This is a genomic window from Paraburkholderia kirstenboschensis (assembly GCF_904848585.1).
Taxonomy (GTDB): domain Bacteria; phylum Pseudomonadota; class Gammaproteobacteria; order Burkholderiales; family Burkholderiaceae; genus Paraburkholderia; species Paraburkholderia kirstenboschensis.
In genome coordinates this window covers 225,887-241,837 of record NZ_CAJHCR010000011.1, presented here as the reverse complement: position 1 = coordinate 241,837, position 15,951 = coordinate 225,887, and the positions used below count along the sequence as shown (strand labels likewise).

At 61.5% G+C, this 15,951-nt stretch carries 14 protein-coding genes; 10 read left to right on the top strand and 4 right to left on the bottom strand.

Annotation, left to right across the window (positions count from 1 at the left end; genetic code table 11):
- Nucleotides 1-198: 198 nt before the first annotated feature.
- Entirely contained in the window at nucleotides 199-1,203 is a 1,005-nt protein-coding gene (locus JMY24_RS25535; protein ID WP_201703158.1) for a LysR family transcriptional regulator, read from the bottom strand.
- Nucleotides 1,204-1,398: 195 nt separating this feature from the next.
- On the opposite strand from JMY24_RS25535, the gene JMY24_RS25530 reads away from it, so the two are divergent.
- The 3 genes from JMY24_RS25530 to JMY24_RS25520 all read left to right on the top strand — a co-directional run bounded on the left by JMY24_RS25530 (nucleotide 1,399) and on the right by JMY24_RS25520 (nucleotide 5,588).
- Nucleotides 1,399-3,564 carry an FUSC family protein gene (locus JMY24_RS25530; protein WP_128596619.1) on the top strand — a complete coding sequence of 722 codons (2,166 nt, stop codon included), beginning with the start codon at nucleotides 1,399-1,401 and terminating at the stop codon, nucleotides 3,562-3,564.
- A gap of 141 nt (nucleotides 3,565-3,705) precedes the next feature.
- Complete coding sequence (locus JMY24_RS25525; protein ID WP_201703156.1) at nucleotides 3,706-3,918, top strand: hypothetical protein; 213 nt, start codon at nucleotides 3,706-3,708, stop codon at nucleotides 3,916-3,918.
- A gap of 155 nt (nucleotides 3,919-4,073) precedes the next feature.
- Nucleotides 4,074-5,588: an acetyl-CoA hydrolase/transferase family protein gene (locus JMY24_RS25520; RefSeq protein WP_201703164.1), complete on the top strand. Its 1,515-nt coding sequence runs from the start codon at nucleotides 4,074-4,076 to the stop codon at nucleotides 5,586-5,588.
- A 62-nt stretch (nucleotides 5,589-5,650) separates the two neighbouring features.
- On the opposite strand, the gene JMY24_RS25515 is transcribed toward JMY24_RS25520, so the two are convergent.
- Entirely contained in the window at nucleotides 5,651-5,905 is a 255-nt protein-coding gene (locus JMY24_RS25515) for a GlsB/YeaQ/YmgE family stress response membrane protein (RefSeq protein WP_128586850.1), read from the bottom strand.
- A gap of 394 nt (nucleotides 5,906-6,299) precedes the next feature.
- On the opposite strand from JMY24_RS25515, the gene JMY24_RS25510 reads away from it, so the two are divergent.
- Entirely contained in the window at nucleotides 6,300-6,836 is a 537-nt protein-coding gene (locus JMY24_RS25510; protein ID WP_128586848.1) for a hypothetical protein, read from the top strand.
- A 76-nt stretch (nucleotides 6,837-6,912) separates the two neighbouring features.
- Here the strand turns inward: JMY24_RS25510 and JMY24_RS25505 are convergent, their stop codons facing one another.
- Nucleotides 6,913-8,076, bottom strand: coding sequence for a metallophosphoesterase (locus JMY24_RS25505; protein WP_128586847.1), 1,164 nt, complete (start codon nucleotides 8,074-8,076; stop codon nucleotides 6,913-6,915).
- A 401-nt stretch (nucleotides 8,077-8,477) separates the two neighbouring features.
- Here JMY24_RS25505 and JMY24_RS25500 point away from each other — a divergent pair, with 401 nt between their 5' ends.
- The gene (locus JMY24_RS25500) at nucleotides 8,478-8,816 is read left to right on the top strand and encodes a hypothetical protein (protein ID WP_201703154.1); all 339 of its coding nucleotides are present in this window, start codon (nucleotides 8,478-8,480) and stop codon (nucleotides 8,814-8,816) included.
- A gap of 10 nt (nucleotides 8,817-8,826) precedes the next feature.
- Here the strand turns inward: JMY24_RS25500 and JMY24_RS25495 are convergent, their stop codons facing one another.
- Nucleotides 8,827-9,411: a malonic semialdehyde reductase gene (locus tag JMY24_RS25495; protein WP_128596622.1), complete on the bottom strand. Its 585-nt coding sequence runs from the start codon at nucleotides 9,409-9,411 to the stop codon at nucleotides 8,827-8,829.
- A 207-nt stretch (nucleotides 9,412-9,618) separates the two neighbouring features.
- Between JMY24_RS25495 and JMY24_RS25490 the strand changes: the two genes are divergently transcribed.
- From JMY24_RS25490 to yjfF, 5 genes are all read left to right on the top strand, one after another.
- Nucleotides 9,619-10,233 (top strand): alpha-ketoglutarate-dependent dioxygenase AlkB family protein, encoded by a 615-nt coding sequence (locus JMY24_RS25490; protein ID WP_128596620.1) that lies wholly within the window; start codon nucleotides 9,619-9,621, stop codon nucleotides 10,231-10,233.
- 325 nt (nucleotides 10,234-10,558) lie between these two features.
- Nucleotides 10,559-11,545, top strand: a complete 987-nt coding sequence (locus JMY24_RS25485) for an ABC transporter substrate-binding protein (protein WP_128586840.1) — start codon at nucleotides 10,559-10,561, stop codon at nucleotides 11,543-11,545.
- A gap of 243 nt (nucleotides 11,546-11,788) precedes the next feature.
- Nucleotides 11,789-13,408: a sugar ABC transporter ATP-binding protein gene (locus JMY24_RS25480; protein ID WP_128596621.1), complete on the top strand. Its 1,620-nt coding sequence runs from the start codon at nucleotides 11,789-11,791 to the stop codon at nucleotides 13,406-13,408.
- A complete protein-coding gene (locus JMY24_RS25475) occupies nucleotides 13,405-14,448 on the top strand; it encodes an ABC transporter permease (RefSeq protein WP_201703153.1) in 1,044 nt (347 codons plus the stop codon). Before JMY24_RS25480 ends, JMY24_RS25475 begins: the two co-directional genes overlap by 4 nt.
- On the top strand, nucleotides 14,445-15,542 hold the full coding sequence (gene yjfF, locus JMY24_RS25470) for a galactofuranose ABC transporter, permease protein YjfF (RefSeq protein WP_128586837.1): 1,098 nt from the start codon (nucleotides 14,445-14,447) through the stop codon (nucleotides 15,540-15,542). The genes JMY24_RS25475 and yjfF overlap by 4 nt, the downstream gene beginning before the upstream one ends.
- Nucleotides 15,543-15,951 lie beyond the last annotated feature (409 nt).

Here is a 15,951-nt window from a genome sequence, read left to right as displayed (position 1 = left end):
ACGACTCCACGCCGATGATAGTGCGGATTGCCCGTGTGAAAGTAGGTAATCGTCAGGCTCCCCAGCAGCATCAGAAACCCCACCCCTAAAAAGGGTGGGGTTTCTGCGTTTACGCGTGTTCACGCGGCCCGGACACTAGCGCGCAGACGCCCAATATCCTTGCCGCCGCAGTCCAGAACTGCAGCGGCATTTCCGGCGCTAGATCACTACCTCGTGAATGTCTGCAGCCGGGTCGGGAATGCCGCGTGGCAGCGTACCCCCAGCGGTATCCGCTTGGCGCATCTCTGCCAGCAACGCCTCATCGCGCGCAATCACCTCTGGCAAATGTGTGCGCAAGAACTCGACCCATGTCCTCGTCTTTGCGTCGATAAACTTCCGCGACGGATAGAGCGCATAAACGTTCATCTTTTGCAGCGTGTAGTCCGGCAATATGCGCACCAAGGTACCGTCTCTCAATCCGGCGATTGCCGCGTAAAGCGGCACCATGCCAATGCCCATCCCTTCCTGGATCGCAACGACTAGCGACTCCGCAATATTGACCTGTACCGGACCGTCGATCTGCATCGCCTCACTGCCGTTGGGCCCGTCGAGTACCCACTCGTGCGGCGCAAACGCGGGCGTATGCAGAATCAGGCACTCATGATCAGCGAGATCCGCCGGCCGCTGCGGCGCACCGTGCGCACTGACATACGCGGGCGATGCGCAAAGTATGCTGAACGTCGTTCCGAGCGGAAACGACACGAGGTCCGAATCGGGTAGTGCAGACGCACCAATCACCGCCACATCCGCGCTGCCTTCGAAGAGATCGGGCATGCGTTGCGACAACGTCAGTTCCACAGTGACTTCCGGATAAAGCTTGCGATAGCGTGAGATCGCCGGCAACACATAATGCTGGCCAATGCTCGCAAAGCTATGCATGCGAAGCGGGCCGCTCGGGCGCTCGTGCGCGCAACTGGCTTCTTCTTCGGCGGTATCGAGGTCGGCAAGTAGTTGCTGGCATCGCTTCAGATAACGCTCGCCGGCGGTAGTAAGCGCCAGACGGCGTGTGGAGCGGTTCAGCAAGCGCGTACGCAGGTGAGCCTCGAGTTCGGAGACTGCGCGTGACATGGCGCCGGTCGTCGAATTAAAGGACTGAGCGGCGGCGGTGAAGCTGCCGGCCTCCACTACGCGCGCGAATACGCGCATGTTTTGTAAAGTATCCATCGATCCTTCTATTTCACGGCTAAGACAGTATTGTCCGCTCGACTGATCGACTCATTGTTGTTTGTTCTGGAAGGGACGTTCCGCCGCCGTCCAGTTAATGCCGGCATCGGATGCTTTTACAATCGGCGCCTTGTTCGCCGGTGTCCGCATTAACCGGCGCCTTCTTCCGCGACAACCCAGGCGCATTGCCTTTCAATGAAACGCCAGCGTGCGATCGGCCCGACCTCAGATTCCACTGGAAAGTGGTGCGCGTTGTTGCAAGGTTTGAGTCCAGGCGTTCTCGACTGGGCGAGCACGGACGGACTCGTCTGGCTGCACCTATTGAAGACGGTCACTGCAGGATTGCTTGCACTGGGCATAGCGATGTTGCTGGATTTGCCCCAGCCGCGTATTGCTATGACTACCGTTTTCGTGCTGATGCAACCGTTCAGCGGGATGGTGCTCGCGAAGAGCTTCTATCGGGTTGTCGGGACGGCGGTGGGCGCGATGGCAGCGTTGGCGCTCGGCGCGCTGTTCGTCCAGCAGGCTGAGTTGCACATGGTCGGTATGATTGCCTGGATCAGCGCATGTATCGCTGCGGCGGTCCGGTATCGGCACTTCAGATGGTACGGCTTTGTTCTCGCGGGTTACACGGCGGCGCTCATCGGCATTCCGAACGTGACCACACCCGACGGTCTTTTCCTCGCTGCGCTGACGCGCGCAGCCGAAGTGACGGTTGGGATTGTGTGCTCAAGCGCAGTAAGTGCGTTAATCGTGCCCCAGCGCTCGAGCCTTGCACTGCTGCGGACACTGCAACTCCGATACCGCAATTTTGCCGCGTTCGCGGCTGACGTGCTTTCTCACCAGGTCGATCGCAGAACGTTTGAGCGGCGTTTCGCGGCCCTCGTCGACGAGATAGTGGGCTTTGAAGCAACGCGCATTTTCGCCGCCTTCGAAGATCCGGCGATGCGTTTGCGCAGTCATCGCCTCGGCCGTCTGAACAACGAGTTCATGGACGCTTGCGCTCGTCTGCATGCGCTGCATCAGTTGCTCAAGCGCTCTCACGCCAGCGACGCGTCCGCAACGATGGCCACTATCGCCCCGCACCTTCGTGAACTGGCGGCATTGCTCACATTGCGGCGGGACGCGTCTGTCGATGTATCGCATGTGAGCGCCCGACTACGTGAATTTCAGGCGGTTCTTCCGCGGCGTGTCCGACAGATAAGGAAGCAACTGCACGAACCATCGGCAGAATTGCTGGCGGATTTCGACACGGCGGCAGAGCTGCTTTACCGCTTTGTAGATGAATGCGCGAAGTACTCGGACACTTATGACACGCTTGCCCACCGTAAGCCTGGCCCGCAAGAACGTGGTGCAAACCACTACGTTAGTATAACGAACGGTTATGCGGTTGCCTTCACGTTTATCCGCTCGGCTACGGTGATGAGTATCGCTGCCTGCTTCTGGATTGCGACCGGCTGGCCGAGCGGCGGCCTTGCTGTGATTGGCGCAGCGCTTGCTTGCGCGCTGACGTCGACCTCGCCGGACCCTACGAATATGGCTGTGCAGATGGCGCTCGGCGCCGGGCTGGCGACTCTGGTCGGTTACGCGTTCACCTGCTACGTGTACCCGAACATCGACGGTTTCCCGCTTCTCTGCGTGATGCTTGCGCCCGTGTTGGCGCTGGGCGCACATCTCGCGACGCGCAAGCGGACAGCGGGGCTTGGCGTCGGCTTTTCAGTGTTCTTCTGTCTACTCGCCGGACCGGATAACGTCGTGGTCTTCGAGCCTGACGTGGTCATCAACAACGGCATTGCCCTCGCTGCATCGATGTTGCTTGCCGCCATTGTCCTCGCCACTGTCTTTCCCGCCGATATGCCGTGGCTCGTCGAACGAATCATGGACGATCTGCGAGCCCAGGTCGTGCTCGCATGCAAAGACCAGCGGCCGGAACTCAACCAACGTTTTCAGTCGAGCACGCACGACCTCGCTTCGCAATTGCGTCTATTGCTGTCGCGGCGTTCGCGGCGCCGCCGCCATGCATTGCGCTGGATGCTGGTGACGCTCGAAGTGGGTCACGCCGTAATCGACCTGCGCAACGAAACGGGTCGCGCCCGATATCTGCAAGCCCTCGATCCGCGTTGGCCTGCGGCCGTCGAAAGTGTGCTCGATCATCTCGCGCAGCTGTTCGAGAGGCCCGACGCGCGAACTTTGGACCGCGCCTTCGTATCTGTCCGGTCCGCTATCTGGATCGCTCAGGACCTGTTGGAAGCGGTCCACACAGATTCCGGCAAACGTCACGACGCGCAGCGCATTCTGAGTTGCCTTCATTTCATTCGCACAGCTTTGCTGGACAAAGATGCGCCATTCAAACCGCGCTGACGGACGTATGTGCCCTCGCGTCACGCGCGATCTTTCCGTCGGATGGAAAGGTCACTTCCGGGCAGCCCCGTTTATTCGCGCACACAGCGGCCATATAGTTTTATTGCTGTCACGCAGTAACCGTTAGTCCTGGAGAACGAAATGAACTTGAAGATTGTCCTGACCGCCTGCTCTTTGTTTGCTGCTGTCGCTCATGCACAGACACCACAGGTCGCCCCGCAACAGCAGGCGCCGCAGCCGGTTGTCCAACGCAACGACGGCGCCGCGCCGGCGAACCCGGCCGCCGCGCCGGCGAACAAAGCCGACGAGTGCGTCGGCCCGGTGAGCTTCTGCAACATTTACTTCGGCAGCTAGGAGCGTCGAGCGGCATCACGCCGACGTCCGAAAGCTTGTCGCGGCGCATGAATCATGACGCCGCGGCCACCGCGACATTCCGACCGCCGACCAAAGCGCAACGCAGACGCGCGCACCGGTAGACTCGATCGTTGACCATGGAGAGGCCCCGTTTCATGTACGAAGACCGGATTCGCTGTCATTCGCTGCGCGATAAAGTTACATCAGCCGCAGAAGCAGCGCTTGCAATTCACGATGGCATGCGCGTGGGCGCAAGCGGCTTCACGCGAGCGGGAGACGCCAAGGCGGTCCCGCTCGCATTGGCCGAGCGCGCTCGCCAAGAAGGCAAACCGCTGCGCATCACTTTAATGACGGGCGCGTCGCTTGGCCATGACGTGGACCGCGCGCTCACTGAGGCTCATGTGCTGGAGCGCCGCTTGCCATTCCAGGTCGACAAGACGCTGCGGGACGCAATCAATCGCGGCGAGGTGATGTTCGTCGACCAGCATCTCTCGGAGACGGTCGAAATGCTGCGCGCCAACCAGCTCGGCAAACTCGATGTCGCGATCATTGAAGCCGTGGCCATCACGGAAAGCGGCGGCATAGTGCCGACCACATCGGTGGGAAATTCCGCAAGCTTTGCGATCCTCGCCGACAAGGTCATTGTTGAAATAAACCTTGCCCAGCCACTTGCCCTGGAGGGGCTGCACGACATCTGGATTCCGGGCCTCCGGCCGAATCGCGAGCCGCTCCCGCTCGTTTATCCGCGCGACCGCGTCGGCACGCCGGCGATCGAGATTCCCCACGAAAAAATCGCGGCGATCGTTATCACCGACAAGCCGGATAGTCCTTCGACAGTCCTGCCCGCAGACGCGGAGACGAGTCTGATAGCGGGTCATCTGATCGAATTTTTCCAGCATGAAGTTGCACACGGACGTATGCCCCGGCGTTTGCCACCGTTGCAGGCCGGCATAGGCACAATCGCTAACGCTGTATTGGCCGGCTTCGTCGATGCGCCTTTCGACGAGTTCGAAATCTACTCCGAAGTGCTGCAGGATTCCACCTTCGACCTGTTGGATGCCGGCAAGGTTACGTTCGCCTCGGGTGCGTCGATCACGTTGTCTGCTGCGCGCCAGGCTCAGGTGTTCGGCGAACTCGAACGTTACCGCAGTCGCCTCGTGTTGCGCCCGCAGGAAGTGAGCAATCATCCGGAAGTGATTCGCCGGCTCGGACTAATCGCATTGAACACCGCACTCGAATTCGACATCTATGGCAACGTGAATTCAACGCATGTGGGCGGCACGCATATGATGAACGGCATCGGCGGATCGGGCGACTTTTCGCGCAATGCGTCATGTGCGATCTTCGCGACCAAGTCGACGGCGAAGGGCGGTTGCGTTTCCAGCGTCGTGCCGATGGTTCCCCATTGCGACCACAACGAACATGATGTTGACGTGGTCGTGACCGAACAGGGCTTGGCGGATCTTCGCGGTCTCGCGCCGCGCGAGCGCGCCACGCTCATTATTCAGAATTGCGTGCACCCGCAGTATCGCGAGCTGCTTCGCGACTACTACCGGGATGCATTGCGAAGCGGAGGCCAAACGCCGCATCGGCTCGAAGAGGCTTTCGCCTGGCATGCGCGGCTACGCGACACTGGGTCGATGTTGCCGGCAGCGCAGGCGGCCGCTTAAGCCAGGACAAAGGTGGCGTCAGGTGCGTTGCCCCTGACGCCACCTTTGCACCAGTGCTACGTTTAGCCGCCGCGCCGAACGAGGCGGATGATAAACAGCAGGATGACCGCGCCGATCACAGCAGTGATGATCGAGCCGATCCAGCCGCCACCCAGCGAAATGTGCAGCACGCGAGCGAGCCAACCGCCAATGAACGCGCCCACAATGCCGACGATGATGTCGACGATAAGGCCGAAGCCGCCGCCCTTGACGAGCACGCCGGCCAGCCAGCCAGCGATCGCGCCGATGACAACCCAGGCAATGATGCCGTGTTCCATATTCGAGACTCCATGGTTGAGTGTGGAAAATGAGTGTGAAAAATGAGTGTGGAAAATACGCGGTGACAGAGCTTAGTCGAAGCGGGTGGGGCAGTCCATATTCAGGATGCAGAATTAACATTGTCTGAAACTGTTGTAAGCCAGATGTAGACGATGCACGCGCACTGAAGCGACTAGGAAATTTCGACGATCAACGCAGACCGATCAGCGAGGTGATACGGAGTCCAAATATTGACGGCGGTCATCAAGAAAAACACACTATCCGCGTGTTCTGTATCAGTCTGAGCATCGCAAGATCCTTACGCCTGCGTGGACAAATAGCTGGTTCGCTCAACGGCGTCGGTTCTCAGTCGGTTCACCGCCGTTCTCTGCCGTTTAGGTCATCGAGGAATGTATGAAAGCTAAAGCTCTTCGCATCATTGCGGGCGCGTTGATCGCCGCCGCCCCGTTAGCGTCCTTCGCCGCAGGTCTGCCTGCTCCTTTTGAGGGAAGCAGTACCCTGCAGGCGGAAGGTGTGGTGACATCCGTCGACCATGCAAAGCATTCCGTGACTGTGCGCGACGCGCAGGGCGGCGAGGCGTCGTTCGACATTACGGATACCCGGGACCTTGCGCGAATTGCCCAGGGCGGCAAGGTTCATATCCGTATGATGCGTACCGCTGTGATCAGTGTTACGCGCGGTGCGGAGGGGAAAGGCACGACCGCTCCTGTCGCTGCGCCGCTCGGGCAGACGAACCCCGAACAGAACGTAAGCGCGCAAGTTCAGGCAATCGACCATGCTTCGGGCGTGATGGCGTTGAAGGGCGCAGACGGCTCGGTCTTCCATCTCCAGGGCCGCGATCCGGCAAAGCTGGCGAATGTAACGCCGGGCATGCAAGTGTTGGTCGCGTTCGCGCCGCAAATCAGTGTCGCGGTCGCGCCCGCGCAATAACGAGCGTGTTCATGTGCCCGCCCGCTGCATCGAGCGAACGCAGCAGGGGCTTTGGAATGCCGCGTTCAGCTTACACCTAGTCTGGCTCGCCAGGGACAAGGCGCACTCGGGTGATCTCCGAGGGCGCGCCAAGCCGCTTCGGTGGTCCCCAGTAACCGGTGCCACGGCTCGTGTATACCCACAATCCGTTCAGGCGTGCGAGGCCAGCGGTGAACGGTTGCTGAATCCGCACGAAGAAGTTCCACGGGAAGAACTGGCCGCCGTGCGTATGACCGGACAGTTGCAGCGTGAAGCCGGCCGCAGCGGCTGCTTCGGCGGAGCGCGGCTGGTGTGCGAGCAGCACCTTTATCAGCACATCGCCCGGTGCACCCGCGATTGCCGCCATCGGGTCACTGCGGTGCAGCGGGTCATGATGGCCGGCCGAATAATCGGTTACGCCGGCAATGACGGCGCGCGCGCCGTTGTGCTCGACGATCACGTGTTCGTTGAGTAGCACGTTGAGCCCGAGGCGCCGGAATTCGTCGATCCACGCGTTGGCTCCGGCGTAATACTCGTGATTGCCGGTAACCAGAAACGCGCCGTGACGTGCACTCAAGCGCGAGAGCGGCTGTGTGTGATGAGTGAGCTGTGGGACCGTGCCGTCCACTACATCGCCCGTCACGGCAATGAGGTCAGGCTTCAGATGATTCACTGCGTCGACGATCGCGTCGACATAGCGGCGCTTGATGGTCGGTCCCACGTGAATGTCGCTGATCTGAACGATCGTGAAGCCATCCAGCGCGGCTGGCAGATCGTCGATCGGCACCTCGATCGTCACGACGCGCGCGCGGCGACGGGCGTTGAAGAGCCCGACCAGTGTCGACAGCAGTGCAAGTAACGGCACGGCTGCCGCGGTGCCGGTCCGCCAACGAGCGAGAGCGATCGTGCCTGGCCAGATCGCGTCCACGGTCATCAGTGAGGCCAGCGCCACGTCGCGCACGAATGTCAGCACCAGCAGCGAAGAGAAGAGGCCCATTGCCAGCAAGCCGACCCACGCGAGCCGGTCGCCGAGCGGTTGCCGTTTGATCGTGCGCGCAAGCATGCCGAGCGGAATAAGAAAGACCGACAGCACGAGCCACAAGCCCGCCAGCGAACGGACGGTAATGCTCACGGGCATGTCTGGAATCAGACGGAAGCCGACGTAAATGTGCAGCAGGATGCCAATCAGAATGAGGCGTACAAGGAACGATGAGCGGCGCATAGAAAAGGTGGAGGCGGGTAGGGGCCGGAATGGATCAAGCGCCGGCGGCGGCCAGTCGCTGCGGCGACGCAACTGACCGGCTGGCTCATTCTACCGGCATGCGCAAGGGCGTGCCGACGCGCGAAATGCGTGAGTGTCCACACGCGGTCGAGCAGCTTTGCTGCGATGCAGCGATAGCCCGAGCAGGCGATATGTCGCAAGGCCAGTTGCCTGAAGCCATCTACCGTAAGTAGGGCGCAGTACGCTGATAACCCTAATTAAATGGGCTTTGAATTACGCGTGGGCGTGAGCTATTCTGAAAGTGAGCCGGCTGGCAGAAAGAGTCGCTGCAACGTCTATCGACACGACAGCGGTCGAATTCAGCCGGCGTTATCGCCACAACGGCGAGGCAGGAGGCGATCATGAAGCTGCTCGGATCAGGCCATCGTTTTCACCACGGCGAGCGTGCGCACCGCGCGCATCACGTGGGATACGAGGGCAGTCATGTGATGCTGCCCCTCGTCGGCCTGTCGTTGATGGCGTTGGGTTTGTACCTCGGCGTGCGCAACATCGACTTCTCCGAGGTCGGCAAGAGCGCGCTATTCGGTGTCGTGATGCTGTGCGTCGCACTCGGTATTGCCGGGCTGTTCGGCGTCGTCGGCGCTTGGCTGCGGTCCAATGGCGATGAAACTGTAGAGAACTTCTGCTTCGTCGGCGCGGTAATCGGCGTCGTCGTGTTTTACATCGCAATCTTCACCTGAACGGCGTGCGTCACACTATCCGCGCGGCCTCGGCGAAGCTCAAGCGCGGGCTGCGCGGAAACAGTTTCGACGCATCCCCGTAGCCGAGATTGATCAGGAAGTTCGACCTTATTGTCGTACCGGCGAAGAAAGTCTCGTCGACTTTGGTCGCGTCGAAGCCCGACATTGGGCCGGCGTCGAGACCAAGCGCGCGCGCGGCGAGAATCAGGTAGCCGCCTTGCAGCGTTGAGTTGCGAAACGCGGTGTCGGCAATCGCCTTGTCATTGCCGGCAAACCAGCTGCGCGCATCGGCATGCGGGAAAAGCTTCGGCAGGTGCTCATAAAATGCCATATCCATCCCGACAATGACCGTCACCGGCGCCGCCATCGTCTTGTCAACGTTACCTGCGGATAAGGCTGGCCGCAGCTTCTCCTTGGCAGCCGGGCTTTTGACGAAGACGAACCGTCCTGGACTGCAATTAGCCGACGTCGGGCCCAGCAGCGTCAGCTCGACAAGCTGCTCGAGCAATGTTTCATCGACGGGTTTGAGCTGCCAGGCACTGTATGTGCGCGCCTCTCGAAACAATTGGTCGAACGCCTGATCTGAAACGTTCATGGTAATGGTCCAGTGAAGGTAGCGCCGGAAAACGCTGGGCGCGTTCGTGCCGCAATCGAAGCGCATTCGAAGCTCAATGAGACGCGCCAAAAGAGGCGTCCGCGAAGTCCAATGGAACCGCAAGCCGCCAAAGCAGGCGGCTCGTCTGTGCCACCATAATAGCCAACGTTCCATTGCGCCCACTTGGCGCTTGTATCAGGCAATCATATGACGGACCTTTTCGACGACCTTCCGACGCCCGACGTCGCCTGGTACCCCGACTGGCTCGCGCCCGAAAGGGCCGAGCAGTGCCTCGCGCAACTCCTCGCCGAAGTCGAATGGCGGCAGGATACGATGGGTACGCCCGGCGGCCGCGTCGCGCTCCCGCGGCTAACTGCGTGGCAGGGCGACGCCGACGCGGTGTATGTCTATTCCGGCATACGCAATCTGCCGCAGCCGTGGACCCCGACCGTCGCCGAACTCAAGGTCGCTGCCGAAGCGGCCAGCAATGCGCGGTTCAATAGCGTTTTGCTCAACCGCTATCGCAGCGGCACGGACAGTATGGGATGGCATGCAGACCGCGAGCGCGAGCTCGGGCCACAGCCGGTGATCGCATCGGTCAGCCTGGGCGCGGCGCGCACCTTCGACCTGCGGCACAACAAGACCGGCACCGTCCAGTCGTTCTCGCTGAAAAGCGGCAGCTTGCTGGTGATGAAGGGCGAGACGCAGGCCGAGTGGCGGCATAGGGTGCCGAAAGAGCCGCGCGTATCAGGCGAGCGCATCAACCTCACCTTCCGATGGGTCACGCCTCGCGATGAAGCGGGCCGGTCGTCGCGCGGATAAAGCCCATTCGCAGATTCGACTTCCCCCGCTCCCGGTGCGCGGGCGTCAGCGCGGAGCCTTCACCCAACAGGTAAGCACATAAAAACTAAGGGCCGCTCTGACTGCCACCACGATCGACAGCGTCAATCAGTCCACGCCGCCCGGCGCCCTCACACCGTCGCACGGGCGCGCGTCCTATATCAAAATTGATATTGCCGGCGCGAATCATATGATTGGACTGTTAAGGCCCGGCACACTACGCTACATCACGATCCACGCATCGGGCAGGCCGCAAGGCCGCGCGGATTCGATGGGTCGCCTACACAACAACGATCAGGAGACAGTCATGGCGAATACACGACGCGCCGCATGTCGTGCGTTGGGCGCGCTAGCGCTGTGCGCGGGTTTCGGCGCGCTGACGCTGGCAACGCCCGGCGCCTATGCGCAGGACAAACAGATCACGCTGGGTTTCGCCCAGGTCGGCGCCGAAAGCGCGTGGCGGACCGCCAACACCGAGTCGGTGAAATCCGCGGCGACCGAAGCCAAGATCAAGCTCAAGTTCTCGGACGCGCAGCAGAAGCAGGAAAACCAGATCAAGGCGATCCGCTCGTATATTGCGCAAAAAGTCGACGTGATCGCTTTCTCGCCGGTTGTCGAATCGGGCTGGGAACCGGTGCTGCGCGAGGCTAAGGCCGCGAAGATCCCGGTGATCCTCACCGACCGCAACATCGACGTCAAGGACACCTCGCTGTACGTGACGATGATCGGCTCTGACTTCCTGGAAGAGGGCCGGCGCGGCGGGAAATGGCTCGCCGACCACTATAAAGATGCGCAAGGTCCGGTGAACATCGCCGAATTGCAGGGAACAGTCGGTTCCGCACCTGCGAATGACCGGCACGCAGGTCTCATCGAAGTGATCAAGAGCGATCCCAAGTTCAAGGTTATCGCGTCGCAAAGCGGCGACTTCACATTGGCCGGCGGCAAGCAGGTCATGGAAGCGTTTATAAAGACTTATGGAAATAAAATAAATGTAGTTTATGCGCATAACGACGATATGGCGCTCGGCGCTATCCAGGCCATGGAAGAGGCGGGCATGCATCCGGGCAAGGACGTCATTGTCGTTTCGTTCGATGCAACCAAGGGCGGCTTCCAGGCCATGGCCGCGGGCAAGATGAACGTCGACGTGGAATGCAGCCCGTTGCTCGGACCACAACTCATGTCGGCGGTAAAGGATGTGGTGGCCGGCAAGCCTTTGCCGAAGCGCATCCTGACCGAAGAAACAGTCTTCCCGATGAGCGTTGCGGCGCAGACGTTGCCGACGCGAAAGTACTAAAGAAAGTACTTAGGCTTCCTCGCTATTGGCCTGTACGCCATGACGGTTGATCCGGCACGAGCATTAGCAGAGGAAGCTGCAATCGAGCTTTAAAAGTTTCTCCAGCGGTGCCTGACCGTCCGATTGCTTGGGCAGCGGACGGTCTCTTTTCACCCGATGCTGGGGCTTGCCGCAACGACGGCAACAAAGGCACGACGCGCCACGGCACCACGACACCAATACACCGCCGCTCGAGCGAGGTCTATGACGCATCCCGCTTCCGAACCGAATCCGCCGGCCACGAGAACGACCGCGTCCGCTGCAGCCATCGCTGCAAACGAGCGCGACGTGAACCCATGCGAGCCGATTCTTGCCACCACCGGCGTCAGCAAGACGTTCCCCGGCGTCAAGGCGCTGCAACGCGTCGATTTCCGGTTGTTCCCCGGCGAAGTTCACACGCTGATGGGGCAGAACGGCGCCGGTAAGTCCACCCTGATCAATGTGCTTACGGGCGTGATCGCACCCGACACCGGCACGATCCGGCTCGCGGGCGAGGTCGTAGCCTTCGCGTCGCCGCAGGAAGCCGAGGCGGCGGGCGTGCGCACGCTGTATCAGGAAGTCAATCTGTGCCCGAACCTGTCGGTCGCTGAAAACATCTTCGCCGGCCGGCAGCCACGACGGTTTGGCGCGATCGACTGGCCCGACATCAAACGCCGCGCGCAAGCCGCGCTGGCACGCCTCGATATCACGCTCGACGTGACGCGCTCGCTCGACGCGTATCCCATTGCAGTGCAACAGATGGTGGCGATCGCGAGAGCGCTTTCCGTCGATGCACGCGTGCTGATACTCGACGAGCCCACGTCGAGTCTCGACGACAGCGAAGTCGCGCAGCTTTTCAAAATACTTCGGCATCTTAAGCAATCTGGCATCGCGATTGTGTTCGTCACGCACTTTATCGAGCAGACGTATGCTATTTCCGATCGCATTACGGTCATGCGCAACGGCGAGCGCGAGGGCGAGTACCTCGCTCGAGATCTGCCGGCCGACCAACTGGTCGCGAAGATGGTGGGTCACGAGCGCATGAGCGAGCGTCTTCGCGAAGCCGCGCATGAGGCGTCTGGTCCCAGCGGAACACAACAAGGGGAGCGGGCAGCGTCGGCGTTTATCGAATTGCGCGGCGTGGGCAGGCGCGGCACGTTGCAGCCGATCGACCTGAATGTCGAGCGCGGTCAGATACTTGGACTCGCCGGACTGCTCGGTTCAGGCCGCACCGAGACGGCGCGGCTGTTGTTCGGCGCGGATCGCGCCGATAGCGGCACGATGCTCGTGGATGGCAAACCCGTGCGGCTGCGCTCGCCGCACGATGCGGTGCGCCACGGCATTGCGTATTGCGCGGAAGACCGCAAGAAAGAGGGCATCGTCGCGGACCTGTCGATTCGCGAGAACATCCTGCTGGCATTGCAGGCAAGACGTGGATGGTGGCGCAAGATCAGCCGTCAACGTGCGCGCGAACTGGCCGATCTGTGGATCGAACGGCTCGGCATCAAGGCCTCGGATGCTGAACAGCCTATCGGGCTTCTGTCGGGCGGCAATCAGCAGAAAGCGCTGCTTGCTCGCTGGCTCGCCACCGATCCGAAACTGCTGATTCTCGACGAACCCACGCGCGGCATCGATGTCGCCGCGAAGTTCGACATCATGGACCGTCTGCTCGCGTTGTGCGCGAACGGTCTGAGCATTCTGTTCATTTCATCCGAGATCAGCGAAGTGCTGCGCGTCAGTCATCGTGTGGCCGTGTTGCGCGACCGCCGCAAGATCGCGGAAGTCGAGGGCAAGGCGTCGAATGAAGACAATATCTACCGACTCATCGCGGGGAGCGGCGAATGAAGCTATCGAACTGGCTCGCGCGTGACGGCGTCGAACGTCCGTTGATCTGGCCGTGCGTGACGTTGGCGTTGTTGTGCGCGTTGAACCTATGGGTCAATCCGCATTTTCTGTCGCTGCGCATGCTCGACGGTCATCTGTTCGGCGCGCCGATCGACGTGCTGAATCGCGCCGCGCCGCTCGTGCTGGTCGCGACCGGCATGACGCTCGTTATCGCGACGCGCGGCATCGACATTTCGGTGGGCGCGGTCGTCGCAATCGCCGGCGCCGCCGCGGCGACGATACTCGCGACGCAACCCGTGCCGACTGGCGGCCTCATCGCACAGGCATTGATTGCGGCGCTGATCGTCGGTGTGTTGAGCGGCATGTGGAACGGCTTGCTCGTGTCGTTTGTCGGCATGCAGCCGATCATCGCCACGTTGATTCTCATGGTCGCGGGTCGCGGCATCGCCCAGTTGCTGACGGCGGGGCAGATCATTCCGATCGGCGCGCCCGGCTATCTGTTCGTCGGCGGCGGGTACTGGCTCGGTGTGCCGTGCTCCGTGTGGATCGCGACGCTCGCCGTGTTGGCGACAGCGGCGCTCGTCGAGGGAACGGCGCTCGGGCTCTTTATCCGCGCTATCGGTGTGAATCCTGTTGCCACGCGCCTCGTCGGCTTGCGCTCGAAGGCGCTCGTGTTCGCGGTGTACGGCTTCTCCGGACTGACTGCTGCGATGGCGGGCATCCTCATCAGCTCGAACGTGCGCAGCGCCGACGGCAACAACGCCGGCCTTCTGCTGGAGCTCGACGCTATTCTTGCCGTGACGCTCGGCGGCACGTCGCTGCTCGGCGGCCGCTTCAGTCTCGCGGGCACGGTGCTCGGCGCCCTGATCATCCAGACGCTGACCTACACGACGTATTCGATCGGCGTTCCGCCCGAAGCCACGTTGGTCGTGAAGGCGGCGGTAGTGCTCACGGTTAGCGTAATCCAGTCGCCAGCCGCGCGCGCACTCGCGATGTCGTTCGGAATGCAGATGATCAAGCAACGCGGGGTGGCACGATGAGACGATTTTTCTCGGCGTGGGCTCATATCGTCGATCCGCGCACGTTGCCCATCGCGGTCACGATTTTGCTGTTCTGCGCGCTGTTCGGCTTCGGCTCCGTGATGTACACCGGTTTCTTCTCGTGGCAGGTATTGCTCGATCTGCTCGTGGACAACGCCTTTTTGCTGATCGTTGCAATTGGCATGACGTTCGTGATCGTGTCGGGCGGCATCGACCTGTCGGTGGGCTCCGTGGTTGCCCTCACCACCATCGTCGAAGCGGTATTGTCCGAACGCCTTCATTTATCGGTGTGGGTCATCGTGCCGATCGTTTTGTTGATGGGCACCGTATTTGGCGCCGTACAGGGCGCGCTGATTCACTTCTTTCGCCTGCAGGCGTTTATCGTGACGCTCGCCGGCATGTTCTTCGCGCGCGGCTTGTGTTTTCTGATCACCACACAGTCGATCACGATCACGGATCCGACCTTCCACGCCATCTCGGCATTCCGGCTGGACATCGGTATCGGCTCTGTGACGGCGAACGTGCTGATCGCTTTCGTCGCGCTGCTCGCTGCCATCTACGTCGCGCACTTCACGCGTTTTGGCCGCAACGTGTACGCGGTAGGCGGCAATGCCCGCTCTGCTTTGCTAATGGGGCTGCCGGTCGCGCATACGCGCATCGGCGTGTATGCGCTGAGCGGTTTCTGCTCGGCGCTCGGCGGCGCTGTTTTCACGTTCTACGTGTTGTCCGGCTACGGCCTGCAAGGGCAAGGGATGGAACTCGACGCCATCGCGGCAACCGTGATCGGCGGAACGCTGCTGACGGGCGGCGTCGGCTATGTGGTCGGTTCGCTGTTCGGCGTCGGCATTCTCGGCACGATTCAGACGTTGATTACGTTCGACGGCACACTTAGTTCCTGGTGGACCCGTATCGTGATCGGCGCGCTGCTTTGCGCTTTCTGCCTGCTGCAACGGCTGATCGAACGGCATGCAAAGTCGGTGCGGCGACCTGGCGGCACCGGCGCGGTCGTAACGTCGGGACGCGAGCGCGGGCAAAGCGAGCCTTCGAGCGCATCGGACTCGCATGTGATAGGACGCGCGCCCGAACAGGCGTGAGCGGTGGCTGGCGGCGGGTGTAACCGCTGGCCTTAACAGTGGCCTCAACGGCGGCCTCACCAGCGGCCTGAACCGCGGCCTCACCAGCGGCCTGAACGGCGGCCGCACCAGCGGCCTGAACGGCGGCCGCACCAGCGGCCTGAACGGCGGCCGCACCAGCGGCCTGAACGGCGGCCGCACCAGCGGCCTGAACAGCGGCCGCACCAGCGGCCTGAACAGCGGCCCTACAGCGGCCTGAACGGCGAGCCATGTGGCGGATAAAGCGGCGCGGGATAAAGCGGCGGCTTGCAGCGGCGCCATAAAGAGGCGCCATGCAGCAGCGCCACGAAGCGACAGACGTCAGCCGCGGATGCAAAGCGACGGGCTCGAACGATGACCTCAACCGCCCATCGAAACACACCACACCCAC